The organism is Anaeropeptidivorans aminofermentans, from assembly GCF_940670685.1.
Taxonomy (GTDB): Bacteria; Bacillota; Clostridia; order Lachnospirales; family UBA5962; genus Anaeropeptidivorans; species Anaeropeptidivorans aminofermentans.
The window spans coordinates 1812869-1833491 of the sequence record NZ_OW711693.1; the positions used below are offsets into that span (position 1 = coordinate 1812869).

Sequence of the window (20623 nt, forward strand, 5' to 3'; positions counted from 1 at the left end):
ATTTACTATGAGTATTTTAGTGACATATCTTAATCTTATGCTGTAATTCTTAGAGAAAGTTTAAATGGATTTAATTTATTCGCTTAACAATAAAGTTGACATCAGACTGACTCTATGATTATACTGATAGTATTATTACAAAGGAGGAGTTATTGTGAAATTCAACCTTAAATCATTTTTTGCAGGTATTTTAGTGACTTCTTTGGTAGGAACCGGTACTTTGGCATTTGCTGAAACCAGTCAGACAATTCAAGCTATTTTTGGAAGAGTAAAACTTGTAGTAAACAGCAAGCCTGTAGAACAGGAAACACTTCTTTATAACGGTACTACATATATCCCTCTTAGGGCGGCAGCTGAAGTTTTAGATAAAGATGTTGCCTGGGACGCCGATACGAATACTGCCCATATTAATGATAAAGCTTCGGCTGATTCTACTTCAGAGGCTGAAGAAAAGGCTAATGAGGAGGGCTTGAAACCGGCAGAGAAAACAGAAGAAGACAAAGATGTTGTGATAAAGCAAAAGGAATTACCTTTTAGGCTGGGTCAAATTGAATATGAATTGGAAATTCTTCCGCCAAACCGCATTGGAACCGTATATATGGAAACATACTATGCAAACAGAACGAAATACACAATAACTAATTTTTCAATTGCATGGTTTGATAAGGGGGCAAGAAAAGAAAGATACTTGTCATCAAGCCAATATATACAGCCTAATTTTGTTTCGGATACATTTGACGGATTCGGGCCTGTAAGCGGCCGTTCCGATGATATTGAGCTGTGGGAAACCAGTGTTACTTTTTTAAACGATGACGGAGAAAGGGCAACATTAAAGTATGACCACAGAACAGAGGAATATTCTGTTTCAGGAAGTTGGTAAAATGGTTAAGTTTAATCTCAATAAAATGTAATAATATAATTCAGTATATATTGTCTTTAAAAATTAACTGTTTTTGACTTTAAGAGGTCATAAAATAAAAGAAAAGCAGTTTGACAATGCTGCTATTTCATTTGAATTCAGCTATAGTTTTATTTTTACAATACTTAATATAAGAATCAATCAAAAGAGCCGAAAGGCTCTTTTGTGTTTAAAAGGGATGTGAGTTTAAATTTTATTTATAAGCTAAAGAAATTGCCGCAGTCAAAGGATTTTATATAATGACAAAATTTATTTTGCCGATAAATAATATAGGATAATTTTGTTTTTAGTATTTTAAGAAATATTAAAGGAAATTACATATAAATTTATATGCCTTTTATACGGGGCATCATTAATTCATTTAGGGTGATTTGGTGGAATTAAAGGACAGAGAATATAACGTTATACGAAAATATGCTTATGATAATTTCGGAATAAGTCTTAACGATGATAAAAAGTCTCTGGTATATTCAAGATTCAGGTCTTTATTAATAGAAATGAAGATGAGTTCATTTGAAGAATATTATGAATACCTTATTAAGGATAAGACAGGAAAAGCCGCAAGTGATTTCATTAACCGTATTTCAACAAATCATACTTTTTTTATGAGAGAAAGAGAGCATTTTGACTATTTTTATAATACAGTGCTCCCTTTTATAGAAAAAAAGTATAAAAGCGAAAGAGATGTAAGAGTATGGTGCGCGGCAAGTTCCAGCGGCGAAGAAGCCTATACCCTCCAAATACTTCTTAAAGAGTATTTCGCCGGAAAGTCAGGATGGAATACCCAGCTTCTGGCAACGGATATATCTACGGAAGTGCTTACCGCGGCCTATACTGGAATCTATAGTAAACAAAGCCTTAAAACCATGCCCAAGGACTGGGTTAAAAAATACTTCGAAGCCTACGACGAAGAATATATGCAGGTATCGGATAAAATAAAAAAGGATGTTATTTTTAGAAAAGTAAATCTTATAGATGCAAATCTTGAAAAAAGGTTTACCAAGAAATTTCAAGCTATCTTCTGCCGTAACGTTATGATTTATTTTAACGATACTACAAGGACGACCCTTGTAAACAAACTTTATGATATGCTGGATGACGAGGGGTATTTGTTTGTAGGCCATTCAGAAAGCCTTAATTACTCGAAATCCAAATTTAAATATGTTACACCGGCCGTATACAGAAAGTAAACTATTGATTTATACCATGGTTATAAATTATACTATAGTTAGTTGATAAAAGGCTGTTATTGTAATAAAAGGGAGAAGCATGTACTTAATTTGCCAAAATACTACTTTTGGTCATTATAATAGATGAGGTGAACTTATCATGAATGATTTTGATAGAGACTCTATGCTTGAAACATTTATTTATGAAATGAATCAAATGCTTGAGCAGCTTGAAAATGAGACTGTTCAGGCAGAAGATGACCTTGGCTCGGAAGCAATAAATGAAATTTTCAGGATTATGCATACCATTAAAGGCTCAGCGGCTATGATGCTGTATGATAATATATCCTCAACGGCCCATGTCATAGAAGATTTATTTTTTTACTTAAGAGAAAACAGGCCGGAAATTGTTGACTATGGAAAGGTAACTGATCTTACCCTTGAAGTAGGGGACTTTGTTAAGAGGGAGCTTGAAAAGCTTGAAGCAGGTTCTGCTGCAGACGGAGAATCAGGGGACCTTATTAATAGAATAAAAAAATATGTAGAGGAATTAAAGGCAGCAAACGGCGACAGAGATACAAAAAGCGCTCCTGAAGAGAAAAAAGCAGATGAAAAGCCCATTGAAGCCCCTGTTAATTCAGAGCCTTTAAAATCAGGCAATACAAAATATAAGGCAAGGGTATTTTTCCAGGCAGACAGTGAAATGGAAAACATCAGGGCCTATACCATAGTACATAATTTAGAGCCTGTCGTTACAGAGCTTATATATGAGCCTTCCGATTTGTTTGACGAACTCTGCATCACGCAGATACGCAAAGAAGGCTTTAAGCTTCAGTTTGAAAGCCTTAAGGACATAGAAGAAATAAGAAACGAATTTATGAAAAGCCTTTTTATCAGAGATTTGGAATTAAAAGAAGAAAGTGCTTTAGAAGAATCTGAGGGCTTTGAAAATGTAATTTATAATGAATTTGAAGCGCTTATCCATTTTGAAGACGGAAGCGAAATGGAAAACGTAAGAGCTTACGGCCTCGTTTATAATCTTTCAGGAAGCGTTGAAAGTATTGAACATGTGCCTGAGGATTTAATAAACGAAAGCGCAATGGAAGTAATAAGACAAGACGGGCTTAAGCTTAAAATAGTAACCGATAAGTCTTATGAAGAGCTTTTTGAAATACTGAATGGAACTATATATCTTAAGAGTCTTGATCTTAAGCTTACAGATACTATAAAAACCACAGTTCAGAAAGAAAGCAAAAAAGAAGAGACCAATGAAACAAAAGAGGATTCACTTGCCTTAGAAAATAAAGAACAAAGGTCTGCTACCCAGAAGCAGGATCATAACGGAGGAAACAAAAAGGCCCAAGGCCAGCATGCCATAAGCGTAAGCGTGCAAAAGCTTGACCTTTTGCTGAATCTTGTAGGAGAGCTTGTTACATCGGAGGCTATGGTTACGCAGAACTCAGACCTTAAAGGTCTTGCTTTGGATAGCTTCACAAAAGAGGCGTCTCAGCTTCGTAAAATAATAAAAGATGTTCAGGATACGGTTATGTCCATGCGTATGGTTCCCCTTTCTCAGACATTCTTTAAAATGCATAGAATCGTAAGAGATATGTGCAAACAATTAGGCAAGGAAGTAAACCTTGAAATTATAGGGGAAAATACAGAGGTTGATAAGAACATTATAGAGCATATTTCAGACCCCCTTATGCATATTATAAGAAATTCTGTTGACCACGGTATAGAAATACCTTCCGACAGAGTAAAAAGAGGCAAGGACCCTAAAGGAACGGTTACCCTTGAAGCTAAAAACTCCGGCGGAGATGTTTTAATCAGCATAAAAGACGACGGGGCAGGCTTTGACAGAGATAAAATTCTTGCCAAGGCTAAAAAGCAAGGGCTTTTAACAAAGCCGGAATATGATTATACCGATAAAGAAGTTTATAACTTCATTCTTCTTCCGGGCTTTTCAACAAATGAAAGTGTTACTTCCTATTCAGGCAGAGGCGTAGGCATGGACGTTGTAAGCACCAATATTGAAATGGTAGGGGGTACTGTTGTTGCCGACAGCATTCCTAATAAAGGAAGCTCCTTCACCCTTAAAATACCGCTTACCTTAGCCATAATTGAAGGCATGATCATAAGGCTTGGCGATTCAAAATATACCATACCTATTGTTTCTATCGTAAGAAGCTTTAAAGCCAAAAAAGAAAATATACTCATAGACCCAAGCGGAAACGAAATGATTATGGTAAGAGGCGAATGCTATAATCTTGTAAGGCTGAAAGAAGAATTCCAGCTTGATTACGGTTATGATGATATCGAAGAAGGCATCGTCATGATGCTTGAAAACGGCTCAGATATCGTTTGTGTTCTTGTTGATGAGCTTTTAGGGGAACAGCAGGTGGTTGTAAAGAGCATTCCGAAATATATTAAAAAAATACGCGGCATCAGCGGCTGTACTTTATTAGGTAACGGAGATATTTCTTTAATTATTGATGTTGCCGGCTTCTTTGATAATTAGGGAGGGTTAGGCATATGGATGAGATAAGAGACAATAATTTAGCTGTATATGATGAAGATAACGACACCACCAGAAATAAATTTCTTACAATGGAAATAGGGCAGGAACTTTTCGGCCTTGAAATTGCCATGGTTAAGGAAATTATAAGTGTACCGGCAATTACAAAGGTTCCTAAAACCCCTGAATATATTAAAGGCATTATAAACTTAAGAGGAGATATTGTTCCCGTTGTAGATATCAGGAGCAGGTTTAAAATCGAAGAAAGAGCCTATGACGACGCTACCTGTATTGTAGTTATTGAACAGGAAGGCTTTAATGTTGGCATTATCGTAGATAATGTAAAAGACGTAAAATATATTAAAAACGAAAACATTACAAGCCCGCCTTCCGCTAAGCTAAACCATACAAATAAATATATAAAAAATATAGGCAGAGATTCCAATAAAGTTATTTTAATTCTTGACACGGAAAAGCTTCTATATGAAGCTCAGCCGGAATAAATTTATTATATATTATTCATTTGCCGGTCTGAATGTATGAGCAGAAATCATTGCTATTATATGATGTGCACGAGGCATAAGGCTCTAGCAGCATTCTCACAAATAAAGCAGGAGATCTATCATGGAAAATACTACTAACGTTATTATTGTCTCAGAGGGAAGGCCTCTTAACACATTAAGCTCATATTTATCCGAAAAAAGCGAATACAAGGTTATGATTGCCCCCAGGAGTGCTGAGGAAATGAATAAGCTTGTATCTTCATTAAAAAAAGCTGTTGTTATTATAGACTATTATGAAGAGTATAAAGCATATTTATTAGAGCTTCTTACAAGGTTAAAAAAGCATGGCTTCAAATATATCATGATATGCGCAAGTGTAAAAGAGGGATTTGGCTTTTTAAGCCAGGGAATCGATGAGATCATAACCAGACCTAAGGATTTAACCCAAGCGGAGAAAAAGGCTTTTTTTACCATCATGGAAATGAAAATAGAAAAGCTTGTTCAAGATTATTCCAAAGACAAAAGAGCCATAAAGAATAAGTATATGACGCCTATCAATAAGATTATTGCCATAGGTTCATCAACCGGCGGAACAGACTGTATAGAAAAAATACTCAAAATGCTTCCGGAAGATACGCCGCCTGTGCTTATCGTGCAGCATATGCCGCCTGTATTTACGGAGCTTTTTTCCCAAAGGCTTAATACCTCCTGTAAAATGACTGTGCTTGAGGCCATAGACGGAGATGCTCTTGAAAACGGAAAAGTTCTCATAGCCCCGGGAGATAAGCAGATGCGTTTGGAATATAAAAACGGAAGATACTTTGTATCCTGCAAGAAAGAAGGCCAATACGGCGGCCACGAACCTTCTGTAGACGTTTTATTTAACTCTGTGGCGGAGCATGCAGGAAAGAAGGCCATAGGTGTTATACTTACCGGAATGGGCAAGGACGGGGCTCAGGGCCTCTTAAAAATGAGAGAAACCGGGGCCTTTACCATAGGCCAGGACGAAGCATCTTCTATTGTTTACGGAATGCCCAAAGCCGCCTACGATATAGGGGCTGTAATGACCCAAGGAGATCCCTATAAAATCGCAAGGCTTATTATGGAGCATTAAAGTAAAAAAGAGATTAAAAAGATTATCTGATATGCACTTAAAAACAGCCTTCACAATTTATGTGAAGGCTGTTTTTTATTTGAATAATAAAATAATTATTTTGTCTCCGGTGCCGTAGGCGTCCAAACGAAAGACATTACTTCATTTGGATCGTCATAAGCTGTAAGTAAGCCCAGCTTTATGTAATCTTCTACAATCTGGCTTAAACCCTTTTCAGTAAAGTCATCTTTAAGGCCAAATTCTAAAGTTTTCCATAATTCTACGTTCATATCAAAGTCACCGCTGATTTTACTGTCGTCTAAAAGCCTCTGAACGGCTTCTTCAGGATTATTTCTCATCCATTCACCGGCTTTTTTGACAGCTTCCGTAATTTTTTTAGAAGTAATCGGATTTTCTTTAACAAATGTTGCATTCATAGCAATAATGCAGCATGGCTCATTTAAGAAATCATCATCAAGTAAAGAGCGAACAGATCTAATCAAGCCGTCTTGTACCATTTTATAGGCGTATGTATCTGATAAAAGCGCTCCTGCAATATCCCCATTTTGCATTGCTGTTACACAGGCGCTTGTTTCTACCTGAACCAAATCAACCTCTGTAAGAGGGTTTATACCGTCTTTATCGAAGAAACGTGCCAAAATATTATAATCGCTTGCACCGATGCCGTTGGGGGCAGAAATTTTTAATCCTTTTAAATCAGCTGTGGAATTATACTCGCTGTCTGTAAGAACATAAAGACTTTTACAGCCGATATGGGCCCCTGCAACAAAAGATAAGTCAACACCATTTGTAGCAGGTACAAGCATAGTGGAAATGTGGCCTGCGGCAAGCTGGGTCGCATTTGTTCCTAATGCTTCTGTATAGGAGTTGCTGCTAAAGCCTTTCATATTAAGGCCTGCTTCTTCAAAATAGCCTAATACATCGGCAAAATAAGGTGCAGATGTACAATTGCCTCCGTCATAAAAATAACTTAATTCTTTGCCGTAAGCATCTTCCGTTTTCCATGCTTCTTCTTCGCTCAGCTGGGGTGCTGCCTCTACAGGCTTTGCACTTTCGGCTGGCTTTGCTTCTGATGCTTGCGGAGCTGCCGGAGGTTCATTTTTTCCTTCTCCCGGAGTAGTGCCGCAAGCTGCCATGGAGAATAAAGATGCGGTGCAAAGAGTTGTAATTATCATTTTCTTTAAGTATTTCATTTTTTTCTCCTTTATATAATTTATTTTTTAAAATTATCACCGAGCATGTCTAAAATATTATTTCTATAGGCCATAAAGGATGCGCTTCCTCTGTCACGGGGATAATCTAAGGCGATGGGAATTTCAACCCGTATCCGTCCTGGCCGAGGTTCCATAACCAGCACTTTTGTCCCCATATAAATAGCTTCCTCTACATCATGGGTAACCATAATAACCAATTGCTTCTTTTTCTTCCACATGTTTAAAATTTCGTCTTGCATATTCATACGGGTAAAAGCATCAAGAGCGCCTAAAGGCTCATCCAGCAGCAGAATATCCGGCTCATTTATGAGAGAACGCACTAAGGCTACTCTTTGAGCCATACCGCCGGAAAGCTGTGCAGGATAGTCTTTTTTGAAATCCTCTAAGCCAATGAGATTTAACATTCGTTCTACCTGATCCTTATTTTTTTCATATTTTTTCTGCATTTTTAAACTGAAGGCTATATTCTTTTCGACGGTAAGCCACGGAAATAAAGTAGGCTTTTGAAAAACCATTCCCCGGTTGGGATCAGGCTTTGTTACTTCTTCTCCGTTTACTGTAATACGTCCTTCTGTCGGCACGATAAGGCCTGCAATCAAGCGCAAGATAGTTGATTTGCCGCAGCCGGAGGCGCCGACGATGCTTATAAATTCATTATTATGAAGTTCTAAATCAGTTTTATCCAAAGCGTTTGTAATATCGTTATTTTCTATACGGGCAAAGCTTTTAGATACGCCTTCCATTTTAAGAGAGACAAAGACTTCTTCCATATTACATCACCATGCCTTCCTGCCAGCGAAGCACTTTCTTCTTTATGATGTTAAGGGTTTTTGTTACGGTAATAAAAATTAAACAGATAACAATAAGAGCAGCAAACATTTTATTATACATGGCCCAGGATTTAGCCCAAATTATGTACCAGCCAAGGCCGGATTCAACGCCCAGCATTTCCGCTATCATAAGAGCGGTACAAGCAGAGCTCATTCCCTGTATCATGCCTTGAATAATATTAGGTACGGCATAGGGGATAGCAACGTGAAAAACCAGCTGGCGTTCGCTTGCCCCTAAAGTTTTAGCTGCTTCAAAATAGGGAAGCTCAACATTTGCGATTCCTGTCATAGAGGCAACCGTTACAGAAAACCATACGCCTAAAGCTATAATAAACACGCTTCCGCGAAAGAGGGTGGAGGCCAATACCATAACTAAAGGAATCCATGTTGCTGTCGGTATTGGTCCTAAAACTTTTATAATAGGGTCAATCCAATAACGGGCTTTTTTACTGTATCCGCAGGTAATGCCAGTAATAAGGCCTGTAATAACACCGCTGAAATATCCGCAGAACAATAATTTTAAAGTGGAAACTGCGCTTTCCATAAGATAGTTCCGGTCTGAAATCATAATATTTAAAATGTCATTTACCCAGGGGAGAAAAGGATATTGTAATATTCCTGTTTTTAATGTCAAATAATCGTATACTGCAAGCAATAAAAAAAGCACTGAATATAAAGGCGCCTTATACCGAAGCTTATTAAAGAGTTTCTTTTTATTGCCGCTTAATCCGAAAATGCTTGCAGTCCAAAATACGCTGTAGAGTAAAATCAAAACAGCCAGAAAATAAACATAAGTCATGGGATTACTATTTTTTCTGATATTGGGAACAATCCAGTATTCTAAAACAGCAACTGCTCCTGAAAGAATGGGAAGGACTGAGATGATGATGTCCAATATTTTTTGAAAGGGTGTTTTCTCGACTTGCTCCATTTCTATAAGCTGCTCTTTGGTTAACTGTGTCCGTAGGACTTCTATTTTGCTCATAAATATACACTCCTATTTATTGATAAACAGTATAAAAATATATTTTGAAGAAACTGCGGTTTTACTGGCAGGCTCTTTTTCACTAGAGTGTGTCTGAAAAATCCAAACAAAAATCTATTTTGTCATAAAAGAGAGACTTATTCATTAAAAAAGAATTTTTGCTATGTAAAAACCTAAGCATAATACCTTTGACAGTATGCCTTATGGCTGGATTTTCGGCTCCAAATGCTCGAAATATGCCGTGCAGTTTTGACACAAGGCGTCAAAGCCTTATACTCAACATTTTTGCATAAAGTAAACGTAAAGGATGCTATTTCTGTACTTTTTTCTTCGAATTCACATTTTTATGCAAACAATATATTTTCAGCTGTAAAATAATAAATAAACTTTAGTTTACTTATTATTCTTAGCAGTTTAACTATTCTCAGGCATTGAATAGACATAAAATTCTATTTAGTTAATTTCTTATATTCATGGCTTTCCAAACAGTCTTATTAAAGCATGGGCAAGCCTTAAAGTCCAATTGTTAATTTTTATTTAATCATAGAGATATTATTCATTTTATTTATAGAAAAACCGTACAAAATGTATAATGATGCAGCTATAGTATCATAAGGATTTCTAATAGTTTTAACCGGCAAAAATTTAAAAGACAAAATGCGGCATCATACAAGCCTGCCCTTGTATGATTTTTTAAGTTCATCTGACATAAATCAAATAATTTATTTTATATCTTGTATACAAAGAGCATTTTGTTTATAATAGTTATGTTTGAGATATGGCATTTTCAGCAAGAAACATTCTATTCCGACAATTATTCTTATTTAATTTAAGTTAAATAAGCGTAGGATTAGAGGTTTTGAAAATTGATGCCGGCTGTTTTTAAGAACATTGAATAAATATATCGATTTATTATTAAGCCTTTATAGGTTTAGCTCTTAAAACAGTTTAAGAAAAATAACATTTCCAGTAACGATGAAAGGGGTAAGACAGTTGAATTTTCTCGATTCAATAAAGCAAAGAGCGAAAGCAGACAAGAAAACCATAGTTCTTCCTGAAACAGCCGATATGAGAACCATAGAGGCAGCTCATAAGGTTTTAAAAGAGGAATTAGCAAACCTTATTTTAATTGGAAATAAGGAAGAGATCATTAAAAAGTCTCCTGATTTTGATTTAAACGGGGCAAGCTTTATAGACCCTAATGATTATGACAATATGCAAAGCCTTATATCTTCTCTTGTGGAAATAAGAAAATCCAAGGGGATGACAGAAGATGAGGCAAAAAAGCTTCTTATGGAAAATCCGCTCTATCTCGGGGTTATGCTTGTTAAGGCGGGAATAGCCGACGGTATGGTTGCAGGCGCGGCGAATGCCACGGCAGATGTTTTAAGACCTTCACTTCAAATATTAAAAACTGCCCCGGGAACAAAGCTTGTTTCAGCATTTTTCGTTATCGTTGTGCCTGACTGTGAATACGGTGAAAACGGCGTGTTTATATTTGCAGACTCTGGCCTTGTTCAAAATCCCAATGCGGAAGAGCTTGCTGCCATAGCTCAGTCATCAGCAAAGAGCTTTGAAGTTCTTGTTCAGGCAGAGCCTGTTGTGGGAATGCTTTCCCATTCCACAAAGGGAAGCGCTAAGCATCCTGATGTAGATAAGGTTGTAGAAGCAACTAAAATTGCCAAGGCCGAATCTCCAGACCTTAAGCTTGACGGAGAGTTCCAGCTTGATGCCGCAATCGTTCCTTCTATAGGTAAGTCAAAAGCTCCCGGAAGCGATGTCGCTGGAAAGGCAAATGTACTTGTTTTCCCTGATTTAGATTCAGGAAATATAGGCTATAAGCTTGCTCAGCGCCTTGCTAAAGCAGAAGCCTACGGACCTATAACTCAGGGTATTGCAAAGCCTGTAAACGACCTTTCAAGAGGCTGCTCCGCTGACGATATTGTAGGCGTAGTTGCAATCACTGCTGTTCAGGCAGGTAATTAATTATTATAAAAAGCTTATAGTAAAAATTAATTTTATAAATACAGAATAAGGAGAATACGAATGAAAATTTTAGTTATGAACTGCGGTAGCTCATCATTAAAATATCAGCTTATTGATATGGAGAATGAAAATGTTCTTGCAAAGGGCCTTTGCGAAAGAATAGGAATTGAAGGTTCAAAAATTAAGCACGAGGGAAACGGTAAATTTGAAACTGAAAAGCCTATGCATGACCATACTGAAGCTATAAAGATGGTTATTGATGCTCTTCTTGACCCTAATCACGGCGTTATCAAGTCCATAGACGAAGTGAATGCCGTAGGCCATAGAGTAGTTCATGGCGGAGAATATTTCAGCAATTCCGTAATTATAACAGAAGAAGTTAAGAAAGCTATTGAAGCATGCAACGACCTTGCGCCTCTTCATAATCCGCCAAACCTTATGGGAATTTATGCTTGCGAGAACCTTATGCCAGGAAAGCCTCAGATCGCTGTGTTTGATACTGCATTCCATCAGACAATGCCTGAAAAAGCATATTTATACGCTATTCCTTATGAATTATATGAAAAATACAAAATCAGAAGATACGGCTTCCATGGTACAAGCCATAAATACGTTTCAGATAGAGCAGCGGCTCTTCTTGGAAAAGATAAAAAGGACCTTAAAATAGTAACTTGCCATTTAGGAAACGGAGCAAGCGTTTGTGCCGTTAAAAACGGAGAATCCGTTGACACTTCCATGGGCTTTACACCTCTTGAAGGCCTTATCATGGGAACAAGAAGCGGTGATATTGACCCTGCTGTTATTTCCTTCTTAATGGATAAAGAAGAACTTAAGGTTAAAGATGTTGAAAACATATTGAATAAAAAATCAGGCGTTCTCGGCTTATCAGGCGTTTCCAGCGACTTCAGAGACATTGAAGGCGCATGCAGCGAAGGAAATAAGAGAGCAGAAGCAGCTCTTCAGGCTTATTACTACAGAGTAGCTAAATACGTTGGAGAATATGCCGCTGCTATGAACGGCGTTGACGCTATCGTATTTACTGCAGGCCTCGGAGAAAACAGCGCCGATACAAGAGAAGCAATCTGCAGCTATCTTGGATACCTTGGTGTAAATATAGATAAAGAAAAGAACAATTGCAGAGGCAAGGAAGTTAATTTTGCAGCTGAAGGTTCAAAGGTAGATGTTCTTGTTATTCCTACCAATGAAGAGCTTGTGATAGCAAGAGATACCAAAGAACTTCTTGACAAATAAATTTATAATAAGTATAATTACCTAAGTGTGCATATATAGTTAACCGGCCTTTTCCGGCTTGTTAACTGGTTCAATGCTTTCTTTTATTTATTAATACAAAAAGGTGCGAACTTAGAGAACAGGGCAGATGTATAAAAGATGCTCTGTAAACTAGAGCGTACCGGTATAGATTTGTAAAGCAATCTATATTTTGTTGCTGTGCGGAGGTGGCCTATATAATGGTTGTTGCGTTAGAGCTTCTCAAGGGTTCAGACAAAATAGATATAGAAGGCCGCGAAAATGTCGAATTATCTTCTTTATATAATTTAGACAGCAGCATAGCTGAAATTATAATAAAAGGAAGTATAGAAAAAGACGGCCCGGATTATCTTGTTAAAGCTCATGTAGACGCTCATATAAATTTTAAATGTGATACTTGTCTTGCTTCTTCTCCAAAGGTTGTTTCCTTTGATATGGAAGAACGGTTTTCAAAGACCCTTGCGGCTTATGATGAAGATAGTGAAATATGGCCTATTCCAGAAGATTTTATTGACCTGTCATCTGTAACAATGGAAAACTTATATATGAATATGCCTATGAAGGTTTCATGCAGTGACGGGTGTAAAGGGCTTTGCCCAAAATGCGGAAAAGACTTAAATCAAGGCGACTGTGACTGTGACAAAACAGATATAGACCCTAGATTCGATGTTTTGCGTTCTCTTTTTAGAGACAAGGAGGTGTAAATATGTCAATAGGACCAAAAGGTAAGGTTTCAAAATCAAGAGGCAGAATGAGACGTGCACAGTCTTGGAAAATTACTGCGCCAAATCTTGTTAAATGCTCAAAATGCGGTGAACTTATGGTTGCCCATAAGGTATGCAAGGCATGCGGCTCTTATAACAAGCAGGCTGTTTTAAAGGTAGACTAATTCTTTCGCCAAAGCGTAAGCTTTGGCGATTTTTCTTTGCTTATGAAAAGGCAAGAACTTTGGGAACGGGGTAGATATGGTTCAAAGATGCTCTGTGAACTTAAAAAGTGACGGTTTGGATTTATGAGACAAGTTCAAACTTCATATATAGTAAATTTCAAATGAAACAGTAATAAAAATCGTATATTTTATGCTTAGTGAACCTGGAAACACTTACAGGGAAACTGTTAAAGTGTTTTCAGGCGAACGCCCCCTTATAGCCAACAAAGATATTTTAATCTTTGTTGGCTATGAATGGCTTAAACATAGGGCTTTTATATATTTAAGCCGTTTATGAAAATAGATTTTTATTACATCCTTCTGTGAAATTTACTATAATGCTTGCAAATAGCCTGATGTTTATATAAATTCTTGAAGAAAAAGGAAATATATATTAGAATATAATTAATGAATATTTGTATAGTAAAATAAATAAGTAAATGTTATAAAAAACGTATATTCGGAATAATTTGAAACTGCAGCGTTTACCTAGGAAAGCTGTGTTTTCGAATTATAGGGAATAGTCTTTTGTAGCTGTGTTGCTTTTTACTATAGTATCTGTTTGTTAAATGATATTATGTTTCAGAGGTGCTTAATGGATAAATATATTATAGCTGTAGACGCCATGGGGGGAGATCACGCCCCTGGAGAAACGGTAAAAGGCTCTGTACAGGCTTTAGCCGAAAATAATGACATAAAAATAATTTTACTTGGAATAGAAGATAAAATAAAACAAGAGCTTAATAAATATACCTATGATAAAGACAGACTTGAAATAGTTCATACAGAAGAAATTATAGAAACAGAGGATAATCCCACTTCCGCCATAAAACAGAAGAAGGATTCTTCTATGGTTGTGGGAATGAATTTAGTGAAGGAAGGCAGAGCAATGGCTCTTGTTTCCGCCGGAAACTCAGGAGCCCTTCTTGCAGGTTCTACAGTTATCATAGGCAGAATAAAAGGAGTGGCAAGACCTGCTTTGGGAACCCTTATCCCCAACAGAAAAGGCTTTACATTTTTAATAGACAGCGGAGCAAATGTTGACTGCAAGCCGCAGTATCTTCTTCAGTTTGCCCAAATCGGCTCCATCTATATGGAAAAAATCATGGGCATTAAAGACCCAAGAGTGGGCCTTATCAATAATGGGTCAGAAAAGGGCAAAGGAAACGCTCTTACTAAAGAAGCCTATCCCTATTTGGAAGAATGTGAAACCATTAATTTCATCGGCAATGTAGAAGCAAGAGATATTCCTATGGGGGCTGTTGATGTAGCTGTATGCGATGCTTTCGTGGGAAATATAATACTTAAATATACCGAGGGCTTTGCAAAGGCCATCATGGGTATGATAAAAGATGAATTTATGTCTTCTTTCATGTCTAAGATGGGAGCTTTAATGGCTAAAGGCGCATTTAAAAATCTCAAAAAAAGATTCGATTACTCTGAAGTAGGCGGCGCACCTTTCTTAGGACTTAAAAAGCTTGTAGTGAAAGCCCACGGAAGCTCCGATGCAAAGGCTATAAAGGGGGCTGTGAATCAAGCATATATCTTTATTTCAAGCTCTTTAAATGAGAGTATAGAAGAAGCCGTCAGAGAAAAAGACGATTCCGGCGAAACGGAAGAATAAACTTATATTTGTGAAATATGCCTATTTCTTATTTTGTTATTTTTGTTATTTAAATACATGGTTTTTCTTATATAAATTTGAACAATTTAGTTTACTTTTTTAGTAAAGCATGCTTTAATGTTAAATGAATATATAATAAAGATTAAGGAGCGAATTATATGGAATTTGAGAAGATTAGAGCTATTATTGCCGAGCAGCTTGGTATTGATGAAAGTAAAATTACAGAAGATACTTCTTTTTCAGATGATTTAGGTGCCGATAGCCTTGATGTTTTCCAAATAATTTCAGAGCTTGAAGACGAATTCGGTGTAGAATTTGATAATGATGACGCAGAAAAAATTCGTACAGTAGGCGATGCTGTAGAGTATATAAAGAAACTGAGCTAGTATTCATACAAGGTAAAAACGAAAGCAACGGATTATATAAATGAAATAAGGGGCATCTTTTATTTATCAGCTTAATTTCAGCAAGGTATCCCGTCAGGATACCTTGTTTTATGATAAAATTCCATGCTCTAAATTAAAACAATTAACTTTGTAATAATTCATTATTATAAAATTTTGATTATTATATTTCGATATATGATATACAGTAAAGTAGTTTGATAAAGCATTAAAGGCCTATTCTCCATGGCTCAAAACAGGAGTTTTGCATTTTGAGCTATAGAGAATAAGTGGTTTTGCTGCTGCTATATATTACTTTACTATGCGGGACGGTAAAATATTAAATGTAGGAAAGGGAAGTATATGCTGTCAGAGTTTATGAAAAGTATTAATTATAATTTTAAGGATACTGATCTTTTAAAAAGAGCATTTTTCCATAGCTCTTATGCCCATGAAAGCAAGCTTGACCCTATATATTCAAATGAAAGGCTTGAATTTTTAGGGGATGCGGTTTTGGAGCTGATTATAAGCGATTATTTATATAATTTTTGTCCCAAACTTCCTGAGGGGGAGCTTACTAAATTCAGGGCAAGCCTGGTATGCGAAAGTTCTCTTGCGAAAAAAGCCTTAACAATTCATATAGGAAAGTATCTTTACCTTGGAAAGGGTGAGGAGCTGAGTAATGGAAGACAAAGAGAATCTATACTGGCAGACACCTTTGAGGCGGTAATAGGGGCCATATATCTTGACGGTGGAATAGAAGAAGCAAGAAAGTTTCTCTGGTATATATTTAAGGAGAACATAGAGCAAGGATATAATTTCCTAAACTCCGGTGATTATAAAACATATCTTCAAGAGATTATTCAGAAAACCAATAAAGACGGTGTCCGGTATGAAATTATAGATGAAAAAGGTCCGGACCATGATAAAACTTTTGTAGCGCAGGTTTTTGACGACAATAAGCTTTTAGGCGAAGGTGTCGGAAAAAGCAAAAAAGATGCCGAGCAGAATGCTGCATTAAATGCACTGAATGCTATGGGCATTAAATAATGTGAGTTCGGCGAAGTCGAATCCTTTGGGTTTACCAAGGAAAAGTCCGAAGGACTTTTCAGGTTATGAATATAAAACTTTAAGTATACCTTTAGGTGTACGCATTGCAGCGGTTTATGCAAATTTGTACGAATAGTATCAAATTTCGATGGAATTAAAATTTCAGCGAAATTACATTAAATAAATATTAAGGAGCAGTTTAAATATGCCCTATAAGGATTTATTGACAATTATAGAAGAAAGGTTCCCTAAGCTTTCAAAGGGGCAAAAAAGAATAGGAAACTATCTTCTAAACCATTATGAAAAGGCAGTTTCTCTTACGGCTTCAAGGCTTGGCGAGGTTATAGGCGTAAGCGAATCTACTGTCGTAAGATTTGCCGTTGAACTTGGATACGAGGGGTATCCAGAGCTTCAAAAGGCCCTTAAAGACGTTTTAAAGAATAAGCTTACTTCTCAGCAGAGAATAGAGGTTTCTTCCGATATTTTATTTAAAGATAACAGCAATATCCTCCGTTCTGTTTTAAAAGGAGACATTGAAAGAATCAATACTACCCTTACTGAAATAGATTATGAGGCCTTTGAGCTTTCTGTTGAAAGTATTTTAAATGCCAAAAGGGTATATATCGTAGGCGGAAGAAGTGCAGGTTCTTTGGCTAATTATTTTTACTTTTATCTTAATCTTATGCATGAAAATGTAGTCATGGTGGATTCCAGCAACGTAAGCGATGTTTTTGAGCAGATATTCAGAATAACAAAAGATGATGTTTTGATAGGCATAAGTTTCCCCAGATATTCCTTAAGCACCATTAAGGCTGTTCAGTTTGCCATGGAAAGAAAGGCTACTACCATAGGGATAACGGACAATACAAATTCTCCTATATCTAAATATTCCCAGTATGTGCTTACGGCTAAAACAGGCATGGTCAGCTTTGTAGATTCTATTGTTGCGCCTATGAGCATTATAAGCGCAATGCTTATTGCTATTTCCGTAAAGAAAAAAGACCAGCTTTATAATGATTTTGATATGCTGGAAGGCATATGGAAGAAAAATCAAATATACTCATCAGGACCTGATATTGAAGGTGACTTATAATGAAATCTTTTGCAGTTATCGGCGGGGGGCCTGCAGGCATGGTTGCCGCATTGGAGGCGGCAAAGCGGGGCTTACATGTTACTATTATTGAAAAGAATGAGAAGCTTGGTAAAAAGCTCTATATTACGGGAAAGGGCCGCTGTAATCTTACAAATGATTGCAGCGAGGAGGATTTTTTACAAAATATTCCGACGAATTCAGTTTTTATGTATAGTGCTATCTATAGCTTTAATTCAAAAGCTTTAATGGACTATTTTGAAAAAATGTCTGTTCGTTTAAAGGTTGAAAGAGGCAACAGGGTTTTTCCTGTGTCTGAAAAATCCAGCGATATCATAAAGGCCCTTGAAAAAGAGCTTAGAAGCCGTAATGTTCAGATAAGGCTTCATACAGAAGCGCTCTCTATTGAATCGGAAGACGGAGCCGTAAAAGGGATAACATTAAAAAGCGGAGAATTTATAGAAGCCGATGCTGTTCTGATTGCCACAGGGGGATTATCTTATCCCGTAACAGGCTCTACAGGAGACGGATATAAGTTTGCCGAAAGCTTTGGCCATAAAATAAAGCCTCTGTATCCTTCTTTGGTTCCCCTTAAATCCAATGAGAAATGGATTCCTTTACTTCAAGGCTTGAGCCTTAAAAACATAGAATTAAAACTATTTGTAAAGGACAAGCAGGTATATACGGGATTTGGGGAAATGCTTTTTACCCATGAAGGGGTAAGCGGCCCTCTTATTCTTACTGCCAGCAGATTTTTAGCAGGGAAAGAAAAAGAAAAATGTAAAATATCCATAGATCTAAAACCGGCAATGGATATAAAGGAACTTGACAAAAGAATTTTAAAGGATTTTTCCGAAGCCAAAAATAAAAGCTTTAAAAATTCACTTGATAATCTTTTTCCGCAGAAGCTGATTCCCATAATGGTAATGCTTTCGGGAATAGACGGGGATAAAAAGGTTAATGAGATAACGAAAGAAGAAAGAAAAGCACTGTTAGAGCTTATAAAAAACTTTGAAATAAAAATATCGGAAAACGCAGGATTTAATCAGGCAGTTATAACCTGCGGCGGAGTAAGCACAAAAGAAATCGACCCGGGAACTATGGAATCCAGGCTTATAAAGGGGCTTTACTTTGCAGGAGAGGTTATAGATGTAGACGGCTTTACAGGCGGATTTAATCTTCAGGTAGCTTTTTCTACAGGTTATCTTTGCGGCAATTCCGTATAAGGAGTGTATCATTATGAGAAGCATCCGAGGAGCAATTTCAGCAGAAGAAAATACAAAAGAAAATATTCTTGAGAATACGAAGCTTCTTCTTGAGGAAATAATAAAAGAAAATAACTTAAACACAGAGGATATCATATCCATATTGTTTACATGCACAAAAGATCTTACGAAGGTATATCCTGCCGTTGCCGCAAGAGGGCTTGGCATCGTAAACGCCGCCCTTATGTGCTGTGATGAGCTTTATATAGAAGGCAGCATGAATATGTGCATCAGGGTTATGGTTAATGCTGATATCAATGTAAAACAGTCAGAAGTTCAGCATATATATTTGAAGGAAGCTAAAAAGCTTAGGCCGGACTTAGCAAAATAGGGGTGTTTAAATGGGTTTTTCTATAGCAATTGATGGGCCTAGCGGAGCAGGGAAAAGTACGGCGGCAAAAGGGCTTGCCAGAGAGCTTGGCTTTGTTTATATAGATACAGGGGCAATGTATAGGGCAGTTGCATATTTTCTTATGAATAATGAAATAGATTTGGACGAGAAGGCCGAAATCATTGAAGCCCTTGAAAACATAGTGCTTGATATAAAATATATAGATAAAAATCAGCATATTTTTTTGAATGGAAATGATGTTACCGCAGAAATTCGTTCGAGAGCGGTTTCTGAAAACGCATCAAGGGTTTCCGCCGTAAGAGAGGTAAGGCAGAAGCTGGTCTCTATTCAAAGAAAAATGGCTGAAGGCTTAAACGTAGTAATGGACGGAAGAGATATAGGAACCGTCGTTCTTCCCAATGCAGATATAAAGATATATCTTACGGCAAGCGTTAAGAAAAGAGCCGAAAGAAGGCTTTTGGAGCTTCTTGAAAAGGGAACAAGCGCTACCTTGGAGGATATAAAGGCTGATATTGAAAAAAGGGACAAAAGAGATATGACAAGAGAAGAAAGCCCTTTAAAGCAGGCAGAAGACGCAATCGTTATAGACTGCGGAAATATGAGTGCAAAAGAAGTAATAGGAGAAATGCTTAATCTTGTAAAACAGGCTTACAGTAATAAAAAATAACAAATAAATTTCTGCAAGGCATAGTAGGCGCACTTAAAAAAGACCCTTGTCAATTTACTTTTACATTGTTTCATGCTGTTTTGGCTATGTTTATACAATTGGAATAAAAATAAATTGACTATATGACTAAGGACGGATCATATGAATTTAACTTATTTTTTAGGAAAGATGCTTGCTGCGTTTTATTTTCATACCTTTTATAATATAAAAATTACAGGTTCGGGAAAGTTACCTGAAAAGAGCTCTTTTATTGTATGCTCGAACCATATAAACCTTTTAGACCCTGTGGTAATCGCAGTTTGCTTTAATAGAAAAGTTCATTTTATGGCTAAAGAATCCTTATTTAAAAATAAGTTTATCGCCTTTGTAATTAGAAAGCTCGGAGCATTTCCTGTGGACAGAGCATCTGTAGGGCTTTCAACTTTTAAAGACGCTATGAAGCTTTTGAAATCCGGTAAGGTAATGGGGATTTTTTCGCAAGGCACAAGAATGAGCTCCGTAGACGAAGAAAGCGCAAAAGCCGGTGTATCTTTATTTGCTGTTAAATCTGAAAGTAAAGTAGTCCCTGTAGGGATAAAATCAAGCTTCAAACTATTTTCAGATGTAAGCGTAAATATAGGAGAACCTATGGCGTTTTCAGAATACAATAAAAAGATTACAAAAGAGCAGCTTGAAGACATAACGAAAGAAATCATGATAAAAATAAAGGATTTGTCAAATTAAGGTTATAATATTTTAATTCGTATAATCCTACGGA

20 protein-coding genes are annotated in these 20623 nt (G+C 36.8%); 17 read left to right on the plus strand and 3 right to left on the minus strand.

Features of this window, described 5'->3' with window-relative positions; translation table 11 throughout:
- Nucleotides 1-154: 154 nt before the first annotated feature.
- From NBX03_RS07555 to NBX03_RS07575, 5 genes are all read left to right on the plus strand, one after another.
- Nucleotides 155-880, plus strand: coding sequence for a stalk domain-containing protein (locus NBX03_RS07555; protein ID WP_250230137.1), 726 nt, complete (start codon nucleotides 155-157; stop codon nucleotides 878-880).
- Nucleotides 881-1293: 413 nt separating this feature from the next.
- Nucleotides 1294-2109, plus strand: coding sequence for a CheR family methyltransferase (locus NBX03_RS07560; RefSeq protein WP_250230138.1), 816 nt, complete (start codon nucleotides 1294-1296; stop codon nucleotides 2107-2109).
- 139 nt (nucleotides 2110-2248) lie between these two features.
- Entirely contained in the window at nucleotides 2249-4609 is a 2361-nt protein-coding gene (locus NBX03_RS07565) for a chemotaxis protein CheA (RefSeq protein ID WP_250230139.1), read from the plus strand.
- A gap of 14 nt (nucleotides 4610-4623) precedes the next feature.
- Nucleotides 4624-5109, plus strand: a complete 486-nt coding sequence (locus NBX03_RS07570) for a chemotaxis protein CheW (RefSeq protein ID WP_250230140.1) — start codon at nucleotides 4624-4626, stop codon at nucleotides 5107-5109.
- A gap of 121 nt (nucleotides 5110-5230) precedes the next feature.
- Nucleotides 5231-6223, plus strand: a complete 993-nt coding sequence (locus NBX03_RS07575; protein ID WP_250230141.1) for a CheB methylesterase domain-containing protein — start codon at nucleotides 5231-5233, stop codon at nucleotides 6221-6223.
- A 95-nt stretch (nucleotides 6224-6318) separates the two neighbouring features.
- Here the strand turns inward: NBX03_RS07575 and NBX03_RS07580 are convergent, their stop codons facing one another.
- The 3 genes from NBX03_RS07580 to NBX03_RS07590 are packed head-to-tail and all read right to left on the minus strand — an operon-like array spanning nucleotide 6319 to nucleotide 9252.
- Nucleotides 6319-7416 (minus strand): ABC transporter substrate-binding protein, encoded by a 1098-nt coding sequence (locus tag NBX03_RS07580; protein ID WP_250230142.1) that lies wholly within the window; start codon nucleotides 7414-7416, stop codon nucleotides 6319-6321.
- Between the two features lie 20 nt (nucleotides 7417-7436).
- Entirely contained in the window at nucleotides 7437-8207 is a 771-nt protein-coding gene (locus tag NBX03_RS07585; RefSeq protein ID WP_250230143.1) for an ABC transporter ATP-binding protein, read from the minus strand.
- A gap of 1 nt (nucleotide 8208) precedes the next feature.
- Nucleotides 8209-9252: an ABC transporter permease gene (locus NBX03_RS07590; RefSeq protein WP_250230144.1), complete on the minus strand. Its 1044-nt coding sequence runs from the start codon at nucleotides 9250-9252 to the stop codon at nucleotides 8209-8211.
- 993 nt (nucleotides 9253-10245) lie between these two features.
- Here NBX03_RS07590 and pta point away from each other — a divergent pair.
- The 12 genes from pta (at nucleotide 10246) to NBX03_RS07650 (ending at nucleotide 20589) form a co-directional block, all read left to right on the plus strand.
- Entirely contained in the window at nucleotides 10246-11238 is a 993-nt protein-coding gene (gene pta, locus NBX03_RS07595; RefSeq protein WP_250230145.1) for a phosphate acetyltransferase, read from the plus strand.
- Nucleotides 11239-11298: 60 nt separating this feature from the next.
- On the plus strand, nucleotides 11299-12489 hold the full coding sequence (locus tag NBX03_RS07600) for an acetate/propionate family kinase (protein ID WP_250230146.1): 1191 nt from the start codon (nucleotides 11299-11301) through the stop codon (nucleotides 12487-12489).
- A gap of 218 nt (nucleotides 12490-12707) precedes the next feature.
- Nucleotides 12708-13211 (plus strand): YceD family protein, encoded by a 504-nt coding sequence (locus tag NBX03_RS07605; RefSeq protein WP_250230147.1) that lies wholly within the window; start codon nucleotides 12708-12710, stop codon nucleotides 13209-13211.
- Between the two features lie 2 nt (nucleotides 13212-13213).
- The gene (rpmF, locus tag NBX03_RS07610; RefSeq protein ID WP_250230148.1) at nucleotides 13214-13396 is read left to right on the plus strand and encodes a 50S ribosomal protein L32; all 183 of its coding nucleotides are present in this window, start codon (nucleotides 13214-13216) and stop codon (nucleotides 13394-13396) included.
- 634 nt (nucleotides 13397-14030) lie between these two features.
- Entirely contained in the window at nucleotides 14031-15059 is a 1029-nt protein-coding gene (plsX, locus tag NBX03_RS07615) for a phosphate acyltransferase PlsX (RefSeq protein ID WP_250230149.1), read from the plus strand.
- A gap of 158 nt (nucleotides 15060-15217) precedes the next feature.
- A complete protein-coding gene (gene acpP, locus NBX03_RS07620; RefSeq protein WP_250230150.1) occupies nucleotides 15218-15445 on the plus strand; it encodes an acyl carrier protein in 228 nt (75 codons plus the stop codon).
- Nucleotides 15446-15805: 360 nt separating this feature from the next.
- Nucleotides 15806-16492, plus strand: coding sequence for a ribonuclease III (gene rnc / locus NBX03_RS07625; RefSeq protein WP_250230151.1), 687 nt, complete (start codon nucleotides 15806-15808; stop codon nucleotides 16490-16492).
- A gap of 205 nt (nucleotides 16493-16697) precedes the next feature.
- Complete coding sequence (locus tag NBX03_RS07630) at nucleotides 16698-17585, plus strand: MurR/RpiR family transcriptional regulator (protein WP_250230152.1); 888 nt, start codon at nucleotides 16698-16700, stop codon at nucleotides 17583-17585.
- Entirely contained in the window at nucleotides 17585-18808 is a 1224-nt protein-coding gene (locus NBX03_RS07635; RefSeq protein WP_250230153.1) for a BaiN/RdsA family NAD(P)/FAD-dependent oxidoreductase, read from the plus strand. The genes NBX03_RS07630 and NBX03_RS07635 overlap by 1 nt, the downstream gene beginning before the upstream one ends.
- Nucleotides 18809-18821: 13 nt before the next feature.
- The gene (gene aroH, locus NBX03_RS07640) at nucleotides 18822-19178 is read left to right on the plus strand and encodes a chorismate mutase (protein WP_323373269.1); all 357 of its coding nucleotides are present in this window, start codon (nucleotides 18822-18824) and stop codon (nucleotides 19176-19178) included.
- A gap of 10 nt (nucleotides 19179-19188) precedes the next feature.
- The gene (gene cmk, locus NBX03_RS07645) at nucleotides 19189-19866 is read left to right on the plus strand and encodes a (d)CMP kinase (protein ID WP_250230154.1); all 678 of its coding nucleotides are present in this window, start codon (nucleotides 19189-19191) and stop codon (nucleotides 19864-19866) included.
- A 141-nt stretch (nucleotides 19867-20007) separates the two neighbouring features.
- Nucleotides 20008-20589, plus strand: coding sequence for a lysophospholipid acyltransferase family protein (locus NBX03_RS07650; RefSeq protein ID WP_250230155.1), 582 nt, complete (start codon nucleotides 20008-20010; stop codon nucleotides 20587-20589).
- Nucleotides 20590-20623: the final 34 nt, after the last annotated feature.